19 protein-coding genes and 2 pseudogenes are annotated in these 15750 nt (G+C 34.3%); 10 read left to right on the plus strand and 11 right to left on the minus strand.

Features of this window, described 5'->3' with window-relative positions; genetic code table 11:
* The first annotated feature begins 62 nt into the window (after positions 1-62).
* The 3 genes from AAIE21_RS01955 to AAIE21_RS01965 all read left to right on the plus strand — a co-directional run bounded on the left by AAIE21_RS01955 (position 63) and on the right by AAIE21_RS01965 (position 3858).
* Entirely contained in the window at positions 63-1772 is a 1710-nt protein-coding gene (locus AAIE21_RS01955) for an Rqc2 family fibronectin-binding protein (protein WP_343265230.1), read from the plus strand.
* A gap of 368 nt (positions 1773-2140) precedes the next feature.
* Positions 2141-3208, plus strand: a complete 1068-nt coding sequence (locus AAIE21_RS01960; protein WP_343265231.1) for a M24 family metallopeptidase — start codon at positions 2141-2143, stop codon at positions 3206-3208.
* Positions 3209-3333: 125 nt separating this feature from the next.
* Positions 3334-3858, plus strand: a complete 525-nt coding sequence (locus tag AAIE21_RS01965; RefSeq protein ID WP_343265232.1) for a DinB family protein — start codon at positions 3334-3336, stop codon at positions 3856-3858.
* Between the two features lie 34 nt (positions 3859-3892).
* Here AAIE21_RS01965 and AAIE21_RS01970 read toward each other — a convergent pair whose 3' ends face one another.
* Together AAIE21_RS01970 and AAIE21_RS01975 are read right to left on the minus strand one after the other, a co-directional pair.
* A complete protein-coding gene (locus AAIE21_RS01970) occupies positions 3893-4273 on the minus strand; it encodes a YoqO family protein (protein WP_343265233.1) in 381 nt (126 codons plus the stop codon).
* A gap of 39 nt (positions 4274-4312) precedes the next feature.
* Entirely contained in the window at positions 4313-4684 is a 372-nt protein-coding gene (locus AAIE21_RS01975) for a YoqO family protein (protein WP_343265234.1), read from the minus strand.
* Positions 4685-4852: 168 nt separating this feature from the next.
* On the opposite strand from AAIE21_RS01975, the pseudogene AAIE21_RS01980 reads away from it, so the two are divergent.
* Positions 4853-5344: pseudogene (locus AAIE21_RS01980) on the plus strand (hypothetical protein); the annotation flags it as partial.
* 1587 nt (positions 5345-6931) lie between these two features.
* Here the strand turns inward: AAIE21_RS01980 and AAIE21_RS01985 are convergent.
* On the minus strand, positions 6932-7180 hold the full coding sequence (locus AAIE21_RS01985) for a phage minor head protein (protein ID WP_343265235.1): 249 nt from the start codon (positions 7178-7180) through the stop codon (positions 6932-6934).
* A gap of 293 nt (positions 7181-7473) precedes the next feature.
* On the opposite strand from AAIE21_RS01985, the gene AAIE21_RS01990 reads away from it, so the two are divergent.
* Positions 7474-7620, plus strand: a complete 147-nt coding sequence (locus AAIE21_RS01990; protein WP_343265236.1) for a hypothetical protein — start codon at positions 7474-7476, stop codon at positions 7618-7620.
* Between the two features lie 443 nt (positions 7621-8063).
* Here AAIE21_RS01990 and AAIE21_RS01995 read toward each other — a convergent pair whose 3' ends face one another.
* The gene (locus AAIE21_RS01995; RefSeq protein WP_088107572.1) at positions 8064-8273 is read right to left on the minus strand and encodes a hypothetical protein; all 210 of its coding nucleotides are present in this window, start codon (positions 8271-8273) and stop codon (positions 8064-8066) included.
* 264 nt (positions 8274-8537) lie between these two features.
* Here AAIE21_RS01995 and AAIE21_RS02000 point away from each other — a divergent pair, with 264 nt between their 5' ends.
* Entirely contained in the window at positions 8538-8822 is a 285-nt protein-coding gene (locus AAIE21_RS02000) for a chromosome segregation protein SMC (RefSeq protein ID WP_088107571.1), read from the plus strand.
* On the opposite strand, the gene AAIE21_RS02005 is transcribed toward AAIE21_RS02000, so the two are convergent.
* The 5 genes from AAIE21_RS02005 to AAIE21_RS02025 are packed head-to-tail and all read right to left on the minus strand — an operon-like array spanning position 8819 to position 10880.
* Complete coding sequence (locus AAIE21_RS02005; protein WP_343265237.1) at positions 8819-9364, minus strand: helix-turn-helix domain-containing protein; 546 nt, start codon at positions 9362-9364, stop codon at positions 8819-8821. The two genes, AAIE21_RS02000 and AAIE21_RS02005, sit on opposite strands and share 4 nt — an antisense overlap.
* A 17-nt stretch (positions 9365-9381) precedes the next feature.
* Positions 9382-9600, minus strand: coding sequence for a hypothetical protein (locus tag AAIE21_RS02010; RefSeq protein ID WP_065223784.1), 219 nt, complete (start codon positions 9598-9600; stop codon positions 9382-9384).
* Between the two features lie 35 nt (positions 9601-9635).
* On the minus strand, positions 9636-9908 hold the full coding sequence (locus AAIE21_RS02015) for a hypothetical protein (protein ID WP_343265238.1): 273 nt from the start codon (positions 9906-9908) through the stop codon (positions 9636-9638).
* Positions 9909-9962: 54 nt separating this feature from the next.
* Entirely contained in the window at positions 9963-10586 is a 624-nt protein-coding gene (locus tag AAIE21_RS02020) for a hypothetical protein (protein WP_343265239.1), read from the minus strand.
* A gap of 12 nt (positions 10587-10598) precedes the next feature.
* Positions 10599-10880 carry a helix-turn-helix domain-containing protein gene (locus AAIE21_RS02025; RefSeq protein ID WP_343265240.1) on the minus strand — a complete coding sequence of 94 codons (282 nt, stop codon included), beginning with the start codon at positions 10878-10880 and terminating at the stop codon, positions 10599-10601.
* 373 nt (positions 10881-11253) lie between these two features.
* On the opposite strand from AAIE21_RS02025, the gene AAIE21_RS02030 reads away from it, so the two are divergent.
* A complete protein-coding gene (locus AAIE21_RS02030) occupies positions 11254-11379 on the plus strand; it encodes a hypothetical protein (RefSeq protein WP_000792136.1) in 126 nt (41 codons plus the stop codon).
* On the opposite strand, the gene AAIE21_RS02035 is transcribed toward AAIE21_RS02030, so the two are convergent.
* On the minus strand, positions 11376-12896 hold the full coding sequence (locus AAIE21_RS02035; protein ID WP_343265241.1) for a recombinase family protein: 1521 nt from the start codon (positions 12894-12896) through the stop codon (positions 11376-11378). The two genes, AAIE21_RS02030 and AAIE21_RS02035, sit on opposite strands and share 4 nt — an antisense overlap.
* A 51-nt stretch (positions 12897-12947) precedes the next feature.
* Between AAIE21_RS02035 and AAIE21_RS02040 the strand changes: the two are divergent.
* Positions 12948-13853, plus strand: a pseudogene (locus AAIE21_RS02040) (hypothetical protein); the annotation flags it as partial.
* A gap of 167 nt (positions 13854-14020) precedes the next feature.
* Positions 14021-14275 (plus strand): YbeF family protein, encoded by a 255-nt coding sequence (locus AAIE21_RS02045; protein ID WP_343265242.1) that lies wholly within the window; start codon positions 14021-14023, stop codon positions 14273-14275.
* Between the two features lie 127 nt (positions 14276-14402).
* Here AAIE21_RS02045 and AAIE21_RS02050 read toward each other — a convergent pair whose 3' ends face one another.
* The gene (locus AAIE21_RS02050) at positions 14403-14960 is read right to left on the minus strand and encodes a helix-turn-helix domain-containing protein (RefSeq protein ID WP_343265243.1); all 558 of its coding nucleotides are present in this window, start codon (positions 14958-14960) and stop codon (positions 14403-14405) included.
* Between the two features lie 117 nt (positions 14961-15077).
* Here AAIE21_RS02050 and AAIE21_RS02055 point away from each other — a divergent pair, with 117 nt between their 5' ends.
* Positions 15078-15662: a LysE family transporter gene (locus tag AAIE21_RS02055; protein WP_343265244.1), complete on the plus strand. Its 585-nt coding sequence runs from the start codon at positions 15078-15080 to the stop codon at positions 15660-15662.
* Positions 15663-15750: the final 88 nt, after the last annotated feature.

The raw sequence follows: 15750 nt of genomic DNA on the forward strand, positions 1-15750 counted from the left end.
CTTATTCAGCCCAGTCCAAAAAAATGCTATAATTAACATTTAGTTAGAAAGGAGTGTTCATCATGGCATTCGATGGATTATTTACAAGAGCGATTACACATGAAATTGCAAATTCTCTTCAAACAGGAAGAATTTCCAAAATATATCAACCTTCAAAATATGAGATTTTGTTACATATGCGAGCAAACGGAAAAAATCAAAAATTACTTCTTTCCGCACACCCTACATATGCGCGGATGCATCTTACAAATCAAAGTTATGACTCACCCGCACTACCACCAATGTTTTGCATGCTTCTTCGCAAACATTTGGAAGGTGGATTTATTGAAAAAATTGAACAAATCGATTTAGAGCGCATTATTCAAATTACCGTTCGGAGTCGCAACGAAATTGGTGATGAATCACTAAAAACATTAGTAATTGAAATAATGGGTCGCCACAGCAATATTATTTTAGTAGACACGAAAACAAACATTATTTTAGACAGCTTAAAACACGTTTCTTTAGCTGTAAACCGCCATCGTACTGTATATGCTGGAGCGGAATATGTTGCACCACCAGCGCAGCATAAAGTAAATCCATTACACGTTGAAACAAAAGAAGAATTCATAAGACCGCTAGACTTTTTATCAGGAAATATGGATAAACAGCTCGTTGGAGCCTTTATGGGGATTTCTCCACTATTTGCGAAAGAAGTTGTAAAAAAAGCTGGTATGGTAAACGAAATTGCGTTATCAGAAGCATTTTTCACATTACAAAAACCATTACAATTGCATCAATATGAACCAACGATGATAATAGCAGATGGAAAAGAGTTCTTTTACCTATTGCCTCTCGAACACTTGAAAGGTGACAAGAAATCTTTCTCATCTGTAAGTGAATTATTAGATCGTTTCTTCTTCGGAAAAGCAGAGCGTGACCGTGTAAAACAACAGGCTCATGATCTAGAACGATTTATGCACAATGAAAAAACAAAGAATGAAAAAAAATTAATCAAATTAGAAAAAACCTTACAAGATGCAGGAAAAGCCGATAAATATCAATTATTTGGTGAACTGCTTACTGCTAATATGTATGCATTAAAAAAAGGTGATAAAAAAATTGAAGTCATTAATTACTATGACGAAAATAGCGGAACCGTAACCATTACGCTAGACCCGTTACGAACACCATCACAAAATGCACAACGTTATTTCCAAAGGTATCAAAAAGCGAAAAATTCCGTTTCAATTGTCGAAGAACAAATAAAAAAAACAAATGAAGAAATCCTTTATTTTGATAGCCTACTCCAACAAATGGAAGCTGCTTCTTCAAAAGATATTGAAGAAATTCGCGAAGAATTAGCTGAAGAAGGTTATATGCGTAACCGTAAAGCAAAAAACGGAAAGAAAAAACCAACAAAACCAATATTAGATAAGTACATCGCGAGCGACGGAACAGAAATTTTAGTTGGTAAAAATAATAAGCAAAATGATTATTTAACAACAAAGTTTGCACGCCGTGACGAAATTTGGTTACATACGAAAGACATACCTGGATCTCATGTTGTCATCCGTTCTTTAGAACCCTCCGAGGAAACTTTATTAGAAGCTGCCAAACTCGCTGCTTATTACAGTAAAGCGAAAGATTCTAGCTCTGTTCCTGTAGATTTCACAAAGATTCGTCATGTTAAAAAACCGAGCGGTGCCAAACTTGGATTTGTTACATATGATAATCAGCAAACATTGTATGTAACACCAGATGCTGATACGGTGATGAAATTAAAAGCTTAAGTTAATAAAAAACACAAAAACGCAATGATTGTGAGTAATCATTGCGTTTTTTCTTATAAAGTGAAACTTCCCCCCCCCTCATTCCCCGCCTATCGTCCTCGTTTCTCTATGAATCTTGAGGCGGGAGTCTTACTACCCGAAAATAGCGAGATAAAATTATGTATTCCATCTTTTTTATTGCCTCATCCTCCCTCTATCATACCAATGTAAATGATAAAAAAATTGACACTTTATACGTTTCATGTAAAAAAATATAGACACAAATGAGAGTTATATTCTTTCATTTTGACAACTTAGGTAGTGATACAAAGAAAATTACATTGGCACAATTATTGCTTTATATAAGAAGGCGAAAGGGAGGAATCAATATGACTTCAAGAATAAAAAAAATACAAGAACAACTACATCAATTTGGAATAGACGGATTACTCATTACAAAGAAAGAAAATCGCAGATATGCAACTGGATTTATAGGTAGCGCTGGTGTTGTCTTGCTATCTGCTACAAATGCTATATTTATTACAGATTTCCGTTATATCAATCAAGCAAAAACACAAGTAAAAGAAGCTGAAATCATTATGCATAAAGGAAACATTGAACAAGAGATTGCAAATCAGATAACCAGATTAAACATTAAAAAGTTAGCCATTGAAGAAAACAATATGACCTTAAAACAATATAGCGAGTTAAAAAAATATACAAACATCGAACTTGTACAAGTAAGTGAACTAGTAGAAACAATCCGTGCTATTAAAGAAGACCCTGAAATCGAAACAATGAAAATCGCAGCTCGTATCGTAGATGAAGCATTTCAACATATAACAAGCTTTCTAAAACCCGGCGTATCAGAGTTTGATGTCCGAGATGAATTAGAATTTTTCATGCGAAAAAAAGGAGCTTCATCTTCATCATTTGATATTATCATCGCCTCCGTAGTTCGTTCTTCTCTCCCGCACGGTGTAGCTACAAGTAAGATAATTGAAGATGGAGATATTGTGACATTAGATTTCGGTGCACTCTATAACGGATATTGCTCTGATTTAACACGTACTGTCGCGATTGGAAGTTACTCCAAAGAATTTAAAAAGATATATACCATTGTATTGGAGGCGTTAAAACGAGGAACCGAAGCAATTAGACCAGGTGCATCCGCAAAAACGATTGATGATGTAACAAGAAATTACATTACAGATCACGACTACGGTGAATATTTTGGTCATTCTACCGGTCATAGCGTTGGATTAGAGATTCATGAACCACTTCGATTATCACAAGAAAGTAAAGCTACTTTACAAGAAGGAATGGTTGTGACTGTTGAACCAGGTATTTATATTCCAAACTGGGGCGGCTGTAGAATTGAAGATGATATTGTTGTTACAAAAAATGGATATGAAGTAATTACAAAGGCGAATAGAGACCTTATTGTTATTGGTTAACCTTTCCCTTATGTAACGATTCTTTCTTTTAACACAGGGGAATTTTCCTTCTTTATTTAACAGGAATTTCTTCCTGTATAGAGAAATCTTTCTCTGAAGAAATCATTTACTAGGGGGCATTTCTATTGAATTTTGTAATTGATAAGATGAACGGATTAAACGTAGAGTTTTCAAAACTTGTGTCTATGATGAATTATGCTCGCTATACGACTATGCAAGCTGTACAAGACTTAACAATTGAAGAACTCGATTATTTGTACGATGATGAGGCAAATTCCATTGGCATGCTGTTATATCATATGGCTGCAATCGAATTTTACTATCAGATTCATACTTTTGAAGATCGCGAACCAACAGAAGCTGAATTAGAACGCTGGTTACCAGGAGTTGAATTGGGTGATCTTGGACGTCAAACGATTAAAAATCATCCAATAGACTACTACATAAATGCATTACAAGAAGTTCGCACTAACACGATCGCAACGTTTCAATCACTGCCTGACGAATGGCTATATAAAACAACACCGTTTTGGCACGATAAACCAGCAAATAACTATTTCAAATGGTTTCACGTCTTTGAAGACGAAATTAATCATCGGGGACAAATTCGATTGATAAAAAAAATGCAAAAGGCTCATTCTGTAAAATAATAAAAAGTGCTATCTCTTAGCGAGGTAGCACTTTTTATGTTTTAGATTCATTATCTACTAATAGTTTCCCATTTACTTTTGTGACAATTATTCCAACTATTATTAAAATAGCAATTAAATACAGTAATTTAGCAAAAGATAACCATCCTTGAAAAATCGGCATCGTGTTCATTTGTTTACCGCCTTCCATCAAAATAAATGGGAGCGTACTCATTAAAACAACGAACTCAACAATTAAAATAATCTTCTTTTTTCTGCTATATGTTTTCCATTCGGCACCACGATATAATAAAACAAAAATCAATGTGACTACAGTAATCAGAACGGCTATCCAGTCACTGTCAATGAATCGACTTGAAATAATAGATACAATCAAACAAATTAATACACCATAAAACCCTATTTTTTCCTTCATACCCTTCTCCTCTCTCAAAATGTTATGTACTAAAATTATTCATTTCCTTTCTCTCTCTAAAATATAGCTACCAACTCTCATCACAATTCTCATAAGAATAACAATGATAATTAAAATATAAAGGCCTTTTGCCGCCGTTAACCAATCTTGAAAAATTGTCATCTTTTCCATTTCCCTCTGACCTTCTATTACAATAAAAGCTGTAGCAAACGAGAAGACAATAACTACAATTGCAATCATCCCAATACTTTTTCTACTATATTCTTTCCCTTCATTCCAATACTGAAAGAGAAGAAAAATAAATCCTAAAACAAGAAAAACATTTATCCATTCATTATTCGTAAATTGACTTAAAATCACGAATAAACCGCACGAAATAATAAATCCCCAAAAACCTACTTTCTTAAACATAAGCCTCTCCTCCCATTCCATTTTTGGGATTATTTGTATTATAACATTCGTTTATTTAACTTGTCAGTACAGTACATGAAATTATCACATTTTCTTTCTTCCTATACACACACACTTCCAATCTCTTCATACACTAAACTACACAAACGCCTAAAGGATGTGAGCATAATGGGAGTAGAATTGACAATTCTGCACGCCCTCTATATTCTTTGTTTACTTACCATTATCACCTTTTTTATTCTTCGAAAAGATACGACAATCATATGCAGCATTTTTATCTTTCTATTAGGTCTAACTGCAACACATTCCATTCCTCTTGCTGTTAGCGGGATTTTTCAAAGTTTTATCTACGCCATTACTGAACTACTGCCAACGATTTTAATTATCTCTATTATTGTATCGATGAGCAATTTACTCGTGCATACCGGGATAAACGATACAATGATTTCACCATTTACAAAAATGATTCGTACCCCCACTCTTGCTTACTGGATTATTGGTCTCTTAATGATGACCATTTCCTTCTTCTTTTGGCCCTCCCCTGCCGTTGCTTTAATGGGAGCAATTTTGTTACCTGTTGCCGTTCGTGTTGGTCTTCCCGCAATCGGTGTAGCAATTGCTATGAATTTATTTGGTCATGGTATTGCCTTATCAGGTGATAAAACTTCTTAATATAAAGTATTTTTTAAAAGGGCGTATGATGAAATTTCAGCTGTTAGGTCAACGCCTGACAGTTTTTTTTCTATATATAAAAATGAACAAACAGAAAAACCTCTAACAGCTATTATGCCATTAGAGGGAAAAGAGATACACTGTTAAAGGATATTAACTTAGTACCTATAACACCAGCTATTACTGGTGACAATATTTAATTAAATTATTATTGCTTACACCACTCATTACGCTTACGCTTCATTCGTGCATATCTTAAACTAATAACTATAACTATTATTTACTAGCTATCAATAGAGATAGTAGTTATTTAGTGCGAAGCACCGAACGAAGTGAGGTAATGTTTTATCTTTATTACTGTTATAGTTTATTATCAGTATTTCTTAATTATATAGGTGGCAACTAGTACCCATTTACAGGTGAATAATTTATGTTGTAATTATCTGATTTTTGAAAGAAACTATGAAAGCAAGTGTATCAATGGTTTTGGGAGTTGTCCGATAATTATAACTTTAATTTCAAGCCTGAGTGGATTTATAGTATCGGTTAATCATATTTTTAAAGTCCTTAAATCAGGTACTTTGTTGTGATTATTAAATGTTGTGAAGTACTGATATTACTGGGTTTTCAAAGGTTGTTAATCACAAGTACCAAACTGACGTGATTTACTAAAATAATAAACCGTTGATATGACTGGTTTTATGTAATTTAATAATCACACCGTCTTGTGATTTACCTTATAAAAGTAGAAAAGCCTAGTCTTTACAGACTAAGCAACGCTACCGCAAGGTTAATTAAAGCCACAACAAGTGTGACACCCTCACTTGAAATTTTGATTCGTAGAGACATCTTGATTTCCATTTTGTTTCACCCTTTAGAAGGGGTTGGATTACCGCCGAAGCAGAACCCACTTCTTATCTAAAGTTCCCTATAATTATACTAGTTTTACCCAATAATGTAAAGGATGATTAGGAGGCCATTCAAAAATAAAAACGCTGTACAAGGCTGTTAGAGGGGGTAAATATGGTGTGAGGTGATAGGATAGCACATCCTAAAAAATCCGCTACAAACGTTGATATGACGTTGATATGACAACATCGTGATTGTGCCTAGATGTGCAAAATGTAATTTTACCGCTTGGTTGCCCTTTATACAGACAGTCCAGCCAAACTTTTTTAGTGCATAAATAAGGAGGAATGTTGTCTCCCCTTCCTTTGCTGTTTAAATGATAAAATATGGTCGCCTAAAATATACAGCTTTTTATACAGTTTTTTAATCAATAACTACTAATGCAACCACTGAAAAACCCCTTTAAATCAACAATGTATAAAATACCGTATACCACTTTTATAGGGTAAACTAAGAAATCCAGCTGTATCAATGATTTTTAACCTATCTTATTTACATAACCAATGTTATAGGTAGTTGTTAATGTATAAACATTCAAATGCTATTCCTCTATCTTAGAGATAATTTCATGTATGTTGTTACATTAAAATATAATCACTGATGATTACAGAATAAAAAAACATACCGTAAAAGGCATGTCTTCTTAATAATGATATTCTAGTGATCTTATTTTTTTCGTATGCCTTCAATTTGATAAGTAGCAAAGCAACGACATTCTTCATCGAAAGGTGGGTGATTCACACCTATTACAGCATTTGAAACATTCGAGGTATAGCCTTCAAATTCCGCACATTTAGGACGAACTCTTTCATCTTCTAATGTATTTACCGTAAATGACATTAGGATACCTGCTGAATTTCCTTTTAATGCTTTATCAAGTTTGTCCTTTGCCATTTTGTACTTATCGTATGCCATTACAAATCCCCCACTTCTTCAATTTTTTATGTTCTTAAACTATTATAAACTCAATTTTGGTGATACACAGTTTTTTATGGAAATTATCACTAGTGAACATTTATGAGAGAGGCTGTTTTGTAACGCAATAACAAGGGGTAGCCCTCAATCAAAAGTCACCTATCAAAAGTAAAGATTGAAAACCAACCTTTACTAAGACTCATGTAATAGGCTGGTATATATACTACTATTCATCACCATTACACCGCTACATACACCAGTAGAATAGTGATAGTAGTAAGGTGCGGTGCTGGGTGCATGGCACTGGACTGGCAATAGTAACCGCAACTACAATCGCAATGACAGTCGCGAGGATACGGACGGAATCGCAACGACTGAATGAACAGATCAGAACAAGAATGACAAAAATGAAATCGAATGAAGTAGAAAAGAAAGAATGAAAAGAAGGAACTATGGCGAGGCGGTGGGAGACGCGACGATGATTGGCGACACTCATTATATTTTTTTATATAGATATACTAGTGGGGTATACCACGGGAAGGCACCCTTTCCTTATAGTGTATCTGGTACTTACCTTGTACACCTGATTTTTCAAGACCTTTTTGTAACATGAGTAACCGAGATTCGCATTCTGAGGCAATTAAGGTAGTGTTTAACGTACTAATACCCATTAACTTTGCTGTACAGCGTTATATGTAAGAGGGGTGGTTATGTTTTTTTCTTTAGCGGTTCATGTTGAACCTTGTAAAAAAATTCACCAGTTTTTTCAAGAACTTTTCGGGGACTGATTATTCGTCTCTCTAAAAATAACGGATGGTAAAAATAGTATTTGTTTTTTAAAAGGTCTCTTTCACGATTAGAAAAAGACCTTAGAAGGTTTATGTTATCCAATTACTTTTAGTTCTTTTAATAAGGAACTAGCCGCTTCCCTATTATTCACAACTTTGTTTACTTGTTCTGCTTGTTGCAGAAACTCTTTGACTAAAACAAGTAGTTCCTCAGGTGTATCCTCATCTTCAAGTAATTCTAAAGAATAAGTAATTGCTGAATTGTACGTGTTCATTAACATTTGCTGAGGGGATTCTAATGTCATTTTTTTTCACCACCTTTCTAAAATATAGATTTCGATAATACAAGAAAAAATCCTTTTATTACATTGTTTTTTGATTTTCCACTGGGTATATTTCAAATGTTGCTAAGAAGTAACTTTTAACTAGAAAGGTAATTATATTACTCGATTCGCTGTACAGCTTTATAGAAAATGAATGTCTTTAAATTTTTTGCTATAATCAAATAACCCATTCTAAAAAAATAATTTTGCGACGGGTTCTAAAAAAATTTCAGGAGGCTAACTGCTATGACAGAAAATGAGAAGGAACTAGCAAAACAGATACTAGAAAAGCTAAAAGAAATGGATACTAAGTTAGCTAGTATAGAGGATAGTTTAGATAGGTCGGACAGTAAAATGGATAATTTAAATGGGGAAACCTCAAAATCAGTAGAAAGTAAATTGGACGATTTAAAGAGTGTAAATAAAGGGATACAAGCTACATTCGAACAAGGGTTTGCGGATATTCACAAGGGATTGGCTGAAATTAAAGAAGTAAAACAGATAAAGAAAAATGGAAAGCAAGTTCATTAGATTAGAACTCGGCTTTCCTCCATTTGTTTTAGATATTTTGATACAGTTGATTTTGAAATCCCTAATGTTGTGGCGATCTTTGGTTGACTCATGCCTTTTTCAGCCATGTCATACATTTTAATCTTGTCCATTTCTGTTAATGTTCTATTTTTCTTCCTTGTACCTTCACTCATTCGAACAGGGTCTAATCCACAAACATGCTTTTGATTCTCTTTTGTAAGTAACCACATAGGACGTGCATACCATTCTTTATGACATTCACTACAATGATGAATAAGGGAAGCACGAGGGTTAATGAACTTCTCTTTTACTGTGACAGCACCGCCATACTTCTTATTTAATGCTTCCTGATATAGGGCTGTTCTTTCTAGTCCCTCATTTTCCTTTGCCTTGTGTAAATCAGTTTGTTCTTTAACTCTCCTATCTTCTATTTCTCTGAAAGTCATACCAACAATTGGTGTTTCTTTAACTCGATTTTGTAGCTGTTTCTTCATTTGTTTTTTCATTCTCTTCTTACGTTGTTTTGTTTTAGAATTTGCCATAATAGTTCCTCCTTATTTTACTTATTAAAAATGTAGCTAGATGGCAGTTTTGCAACCTTTACACGCAAGGCAATGGTTTTACCTTCACTATCTTTTTCAATCCTAAAAACCGAAGCTATAGGGCTGTTTTCTAACCGTTTAATGTGCTTTGGTACAGTCGTGTAGATATCCCACAATTTTGAGGAATGTTCATACACAATTACAGTTTCTTGTTCTTCTTTCTCGTAATAAGCCATTGTTTCTATCTCCTTAAATAAAAAAAGATCACTAGCTATTCACCAGTGACCTCTTTTGTAATTTGATTTGCTATTGCTACCTTGTCAGCGTGTGCCTTCTCTTCTGCTTCAATTTCTTTAATAAGACGTTCTTTCACACCGCTATCTTGTAGTCGGTTAATCATGGTCTCATTTAGTTCTTTATCATTTACCTTTGATTTCTCAATATAGTTCCCTGCTTCATGCTGTAACGCCAGTCCATATTGCATAGCTAGAACTGGTGGTAACCCCTTCAATACCTCCGTATTCCCTTGTCTCAGTTCTGCCATTACATCTTGTTTTACAATGCTAGTTAAGCTAAGTTCATTTATTTAGCTTCCTTTCTATTTCAATCTAATTTCCTTGTCATACAGTAAGTTGTTTCTATCGAATTCAAAGGTACGTTTAAATGCGAGTGCCTTCATACGTCTATCAGGGTTGTCCCAGCTTTCATTCATTAGTTCTGAGTCGTCCAGAAAATCATCATAAATAACAGGCATTACCTGTTGGTCTTGTTTGTGGATCTCTTTTTCATAGTCTGAGATAGCTTGTTTTAATTCGTCTCTGACATAAGCTACTGTTTCACTGACATTAAAATGTTTATGTCTTGTTGCTGAGTCTTTAATGTAAGTTTCTCGAATAAGTGGCATGTACTTTTGTTTTAGGGCTGTCAGATCTTCTTTTAACTGGTCTTGTAGTGGAAGTAGCACCTTTGCCTCACTGTCTAATTTAGTTAGCTGTGCTGAAAGATAAATGTAGTCAGACGGATTGTCATTTGCGACTTCTCGGTCAATTAAAGTTTGAGTATGTTGTTCCTGTAACTGTGCTAATCTCTCTGTTAACACGTCACCACGTTTCACCAATGCTTCTTTCTCTGCTTCATAACTTGCAATTACTTCCTTTGTAGCTGTAAATAGTTCCATTTCCTCAATAGCTTTATCTACTGCTTTACGGTCAATTTTTAACATGTAATTTCCTCCTTAGTTGATACCTCTGTTTTGTTTTAGTTCTACAATTCGTTTTACTGATAGCAATTCAAGTTCGCTAATATTTAATGCATGAATACCGTCCATGATCTTTGATTGATATAGTGGCGATAAAGGTAGTTCATTTCTTTCAAGTTTCGCAAGTGTGCTTCTATCCAGCTTGCAAGCCTCACCAAACTGTTCTTGAGTCATGTTCCTGCATAAACGTAGGTACTTAATCATTTGATAAGATACCTTGCGTTCATGAGGCAAGCTGTCTGTATTTACACCAATCATTTATTTCACCTCAATTTCTTTTAAGTTCTCATTTTGAGAAGTCACGACAAATTAAAAAAGGCGTAGCAATTAAGCCACACCTCGAAAAGGGAAATTATTCACCGTAGGAAACCTCAATAGATTTCCCTGCCTTTAAGTCTCTGAGGACTAGGTTTGTAACAGGTAATTAAAGCAAGTTTTAAAATTTATTTTCAAAATCAATGTCCTATTTCATTCTGTATTTGCAAGTACCTCTATGAAAACACAAATTCAGTGAGGTGCTAGTACAGATGAAAGATGTAAGTAGAAGTAGAAAAACGGAAGGAAATAATGGATTATTAAGTAACCAAAAAAATCAATCTGAATACCATGGCTTACATGGGGTGATGTGTTTATGAAAAATAAACGTATACCTAAAGTAACAATCATTAAAGCCACTAATCCTAACTATAAACAAGTAGCTGAAACAATCGTGAAATTATCTCAGCCTAACATAGAAACAAAGAAAGACGTTTCCTAATTGGAGACGTCTTTTTCTTTTAGTCTTATTTCAAATTCATTCACTGTATTTACAAGTTCTAGATGTTCAAACAGTAGTCTATATACCCTATTCTGATTTTCAATGCCTTCGTTTTCAATGTTACTTAGCGAATCAACAGCGTTTTGAATAACTGCACTTCTATCATAGTCAGTCAAACTAGCAAGTAGTCGTTCATTATCTTCTAGTGCCACATTTAAATCCTTTAAATCCTTCTCTAAGGGTGGTACTAATCCTACATAATCTGCTTCAGATAAAACTCCTTTGATTAAATAGCTTTTAGCGTTTTGTATTTCAGTTTGTATTTCAGCTATACGTTTTGATATATCCTTTATTTGTTCCATGACTTTAATTTTCATATCACTGGTTGTATCTATTTCCACACTTTCTATTTCTTCTCTTAATGAATCCTTATAGCTTTCAATAGCAATATAAAAGTGGGGAAGTAGTTCCTTCAATGAAATCGATTTATTAGGACATTTCTTCTCATTGTATTCACCCATAACCTTTTGGCATTTACCCACCTGATAAGATGTAACCCCTTCTTTATTAGTCCATGATTTATGAATTGGTAACCTATTACCGCATATTCCACATACAACTAATCTATCCAGCACTGTATTGATTTTAGTATACCTAATACCTTGTGGGTTCCTGCTACGTGAACGAATCATGTTACTTATTTTTTGAAATTCTTCAATAGTTAATAATGCTGGATGTGTATCACGCACTATAACATCTTCATCAAACATCTTACTGTAATAGTGGCTTTCACCTAAGTAAACACGATTAGCCAACATCCTTGTAATTGTACCTACGTCTTTCCATTTCTTATTAGATTTTGTGGTATACCCTAGTTGGTTAAGTTGCCCAATGATTTCAGCTATTACATATCCTTCTAATACTTTGTCTACAATAAACCTAAACGTCTTGCTTTCAATAGGGTGTGGTGTCAGTTTGTCCTTATCTTTGAAATAACCGAAAGGTAGCTTATTGACATATTTACCTTCCTTCGCACTTGCTAAAACCTTTACATTCATCCTATAAGCAAAGTTTTCAAGTTCTTGCTGATTCATAGCACCACGAATGATATTAGTTAGAAACTGATTTCTATCATTAGGGAAGATGTAGCCTTCACGTATGGAAAGGATAGCTATGTCAGTTCCCTTTAATTCTTCATACACATTCGTCTGTTCATTTACTGTACGATATAACCTTGATTCTTCCACAACAACGATTAAATCGTGCTTTCCATCTAAACAAGCACTCAGCATTTTATTGTATTCAATTCTATTTATGTCCGTCGACTTTGCAACATAATCATTATAAATCACGTAGTTGTTCCAGCCTTGATCTTTGCAGAAGTCCGTTAAACGCTTTAAATGGCTTTCAATTGTTTCTATCTCAGTCTTGCCTTGACTCTTCTTTGACTTCCTTATATACAGGGCTTTAGGCTTATCAGAGGGCTTATAGTCTGCCTGTGAGAACGGTTTATACAATTGCGTTTCACCTCATTTAATAAGTATTTATATACATTATAATAACATACTTTATCTGGTGATTTTGTCATCCAAGGTGCTCCAAAGCTAACTGCAGACGCTGCCGGCCTTCCCGTTTCTAGCGTTGTTTCTGCTAGCATTCCTCTCGTTATCGTAATGGGAGTCGTTACAACTACTGTTGCTTTTTTCTTATTACGAAAAGAATTTCAAACAGTTTCATTTCCTACAAGTCATGTAGAAGCAACTATTTCACCCAAAACTCTCACGTCTCTTTCCCCTCGCACAAAAAAGTGGCTCGCCATTTGTATTCCTATCATTTATGCCATTGATATTCTTTGTATGATCCAGTTTCAATTACAAGGCAGCGATGCAACAGCACTTATCGGTGGTACAACGGTTGTCATGATTATTATCATTTCCCTTATTGCATATAGAGAAAAGGGGCTTGATAAAACAACTGATTATTTCATTGAAGGCCTCCAATTCGGCTTCAAAATTTTCGGTCCTGTCATCCCCATTGCCGCACTCTTTTACTTAGGAGACAGCGGTTTTGTCAAAATCATTGGAGATTATTTACCAAAAGGGTCACATGGAATCATTAACGATTTAGGTATCGCTCTATCACAAGCTGTCCCTCTTAATCAATATGTCTCTGCCATTACGTTAACCGGTGTTGGTGTTATTACAGGTTTAGACGGATCTGGCTTCTCTGGCCTTTCTCTTGCCGGCTCTATCGCAAATCTTTTCGGAACAACACTTGGACACGGAACAGCTACATTAACAGCACTCGGGCAAGTAGCTGCCATTTGGACTGGAGGCGGCACCTTAATTCCTTGGGCGCTTATCCCGGCTGCGGCAATTTGTAAAGTAGATCCATTCGAGCTCGCTAGACGAAACTTTTTACCAGTTATAATCGGGTTAATTGTCACTACCATTGTAGCGATGTTTCTTTTATAACCGTAGGCGAGATTTTCTTTGCTTACGGTTTTCTTTTGTAAATTGTTGAAATATACTGATTTTTAAAAAGGGATTTCAAACCACCTGTCGAAAACTATATTAGGAGAACAATTATTTCACAACGTTTACGAGAAACAGATTACTTCTTCAATAAAGGGGACATAACCATGAGTGAATTCATTTTCGTCTTATTTATTTGTCCATTACTTATTTTTATCGTTTCAGTAATTGGGACGCGTAAAACAAGAACGTATTATGTGATGCCAATTGTAACCTTTGCTATTTTTCTTATATTAGGAGTTATATCATTTCCTCCATCCTTTTTCTTTTGGGTCGGCATGTATAGCATTTTTTCATTTATCGTTTCTTATATGACTTTATTATTTGTAAAAGGATATGAGATTATAGAGGGGAAACACTAATATCTTTTATATGATCATTTTAAAAATATGATAAATAAAATTAAACATTTAGTAATTCAATTTCTTCTTATACAAGCAAAAAGTTGACTCCCTTTACTCGTAAAGGGAGTCAACTTTTTTACGTTTTCTATTCATTTGGATAATATATCGTCATACTCATTCTAGCCAATGCTTCTCCGGAATTATAATATGTATGTGGTCGATCTGCCTTAAACCTAATAGAATCCCCACTTTTTAATTGATACTCACCCTCACTTACGCGAATCGTTACTTCTCCATCAAAAACGGTGATAAATTCCTCCGTTCCTTCTTTATGGGAATCAGAATTTAATATTCCTTCTTTTTCAATTTCAACAGAATATACTTCGAAGCGTCTATCCTCTTGGAACGGAAAATAAGGATATACTCTATATCTCCCACCGTCTTCAGACAATACTTGAATTTCATTTCTTAAAATAACTGTAGTATCAGGCTGCGGATTATTTATTAAAGAAGTGAAGGAAACCTTTAATCCATTAGCTATTTTCCAAATCGTCGTCAAAGTTGGACTTGACTCTCCCCTTTCAATTTGCCCAATCATCGCTTTACTGACCCCGCTTAATTGAGAGACTTTTTCTAAACTTAATTTTTCCTTTTCCCTAATCGCTTTTAAATTTTTAGCAAGAATAAGATGAATTTCTTCCATAAAAAATCACTCCTATACCATTTACACTATAACATCCATTATGTATAATAAAACAAACAACGTTATAGTGTTCGTTTCGGATATTATAACATACATCCATAAAAGGGAGGGCTAACAATGCCTTTATTTTCATTTTTGTTATTTGTTGTTATTAGTAGTTTTACTCCAGGTCCCAATAATATTATGGCAATGACATTTGCGAATAAACATGGTCTAAAAGAAACATTTAAATTTTGTTTAGGAGTTAGTTTTGGATTCTTCGTCCTCACGTTATTATGTAGTATTTTTAATATTATTCTCACTAACGCGATGCCAATCATTGAAACTCCTTTAACTTTTTTAGGTGTAGGTTATATGTTATATTTGGCTTTTAAAACACTCACCAGCCATGGGAATTCTAAAAAAAATGCCGATAGAGATCAAAATCTTTTCTTCATCGGTATCTTATTACAATTTATTAATCCAAAAGGAATTCTTTTTGGACTTACCGTCGTAGCAACTTTTATTATCCCCTATTACAATTCATATTCTAGTTATCTTCTTTTCTCCTTATTTTTAGGAATAGTCGGTTTAATGAGTACATTTAGTTGGAGCCTCTTTGGAGCAATGTTTCAAAAGTTTTTATTGCAATATAGGAAACAATTTAATATCGCCATGGCGGTTTTATTAGTATTTAGCGCTATATCCATTCTTGTACAGTAAATATCTTTGAAATTATAAAAATCCCTATATATCTATCACATTTGTTTCTCATAAAAAAACGACCACGTTTCCCCCCGCGGTCGTTTTT

It is taken from the genome of Paenibacillus sp. 102, assembly GCF_039549175.1.
Taxonomy (GTDB): domain Bacteria; phylum Bacillota; class Bacilli; order Bacillales; family Bacillaceae_G; genus Bacillus_A.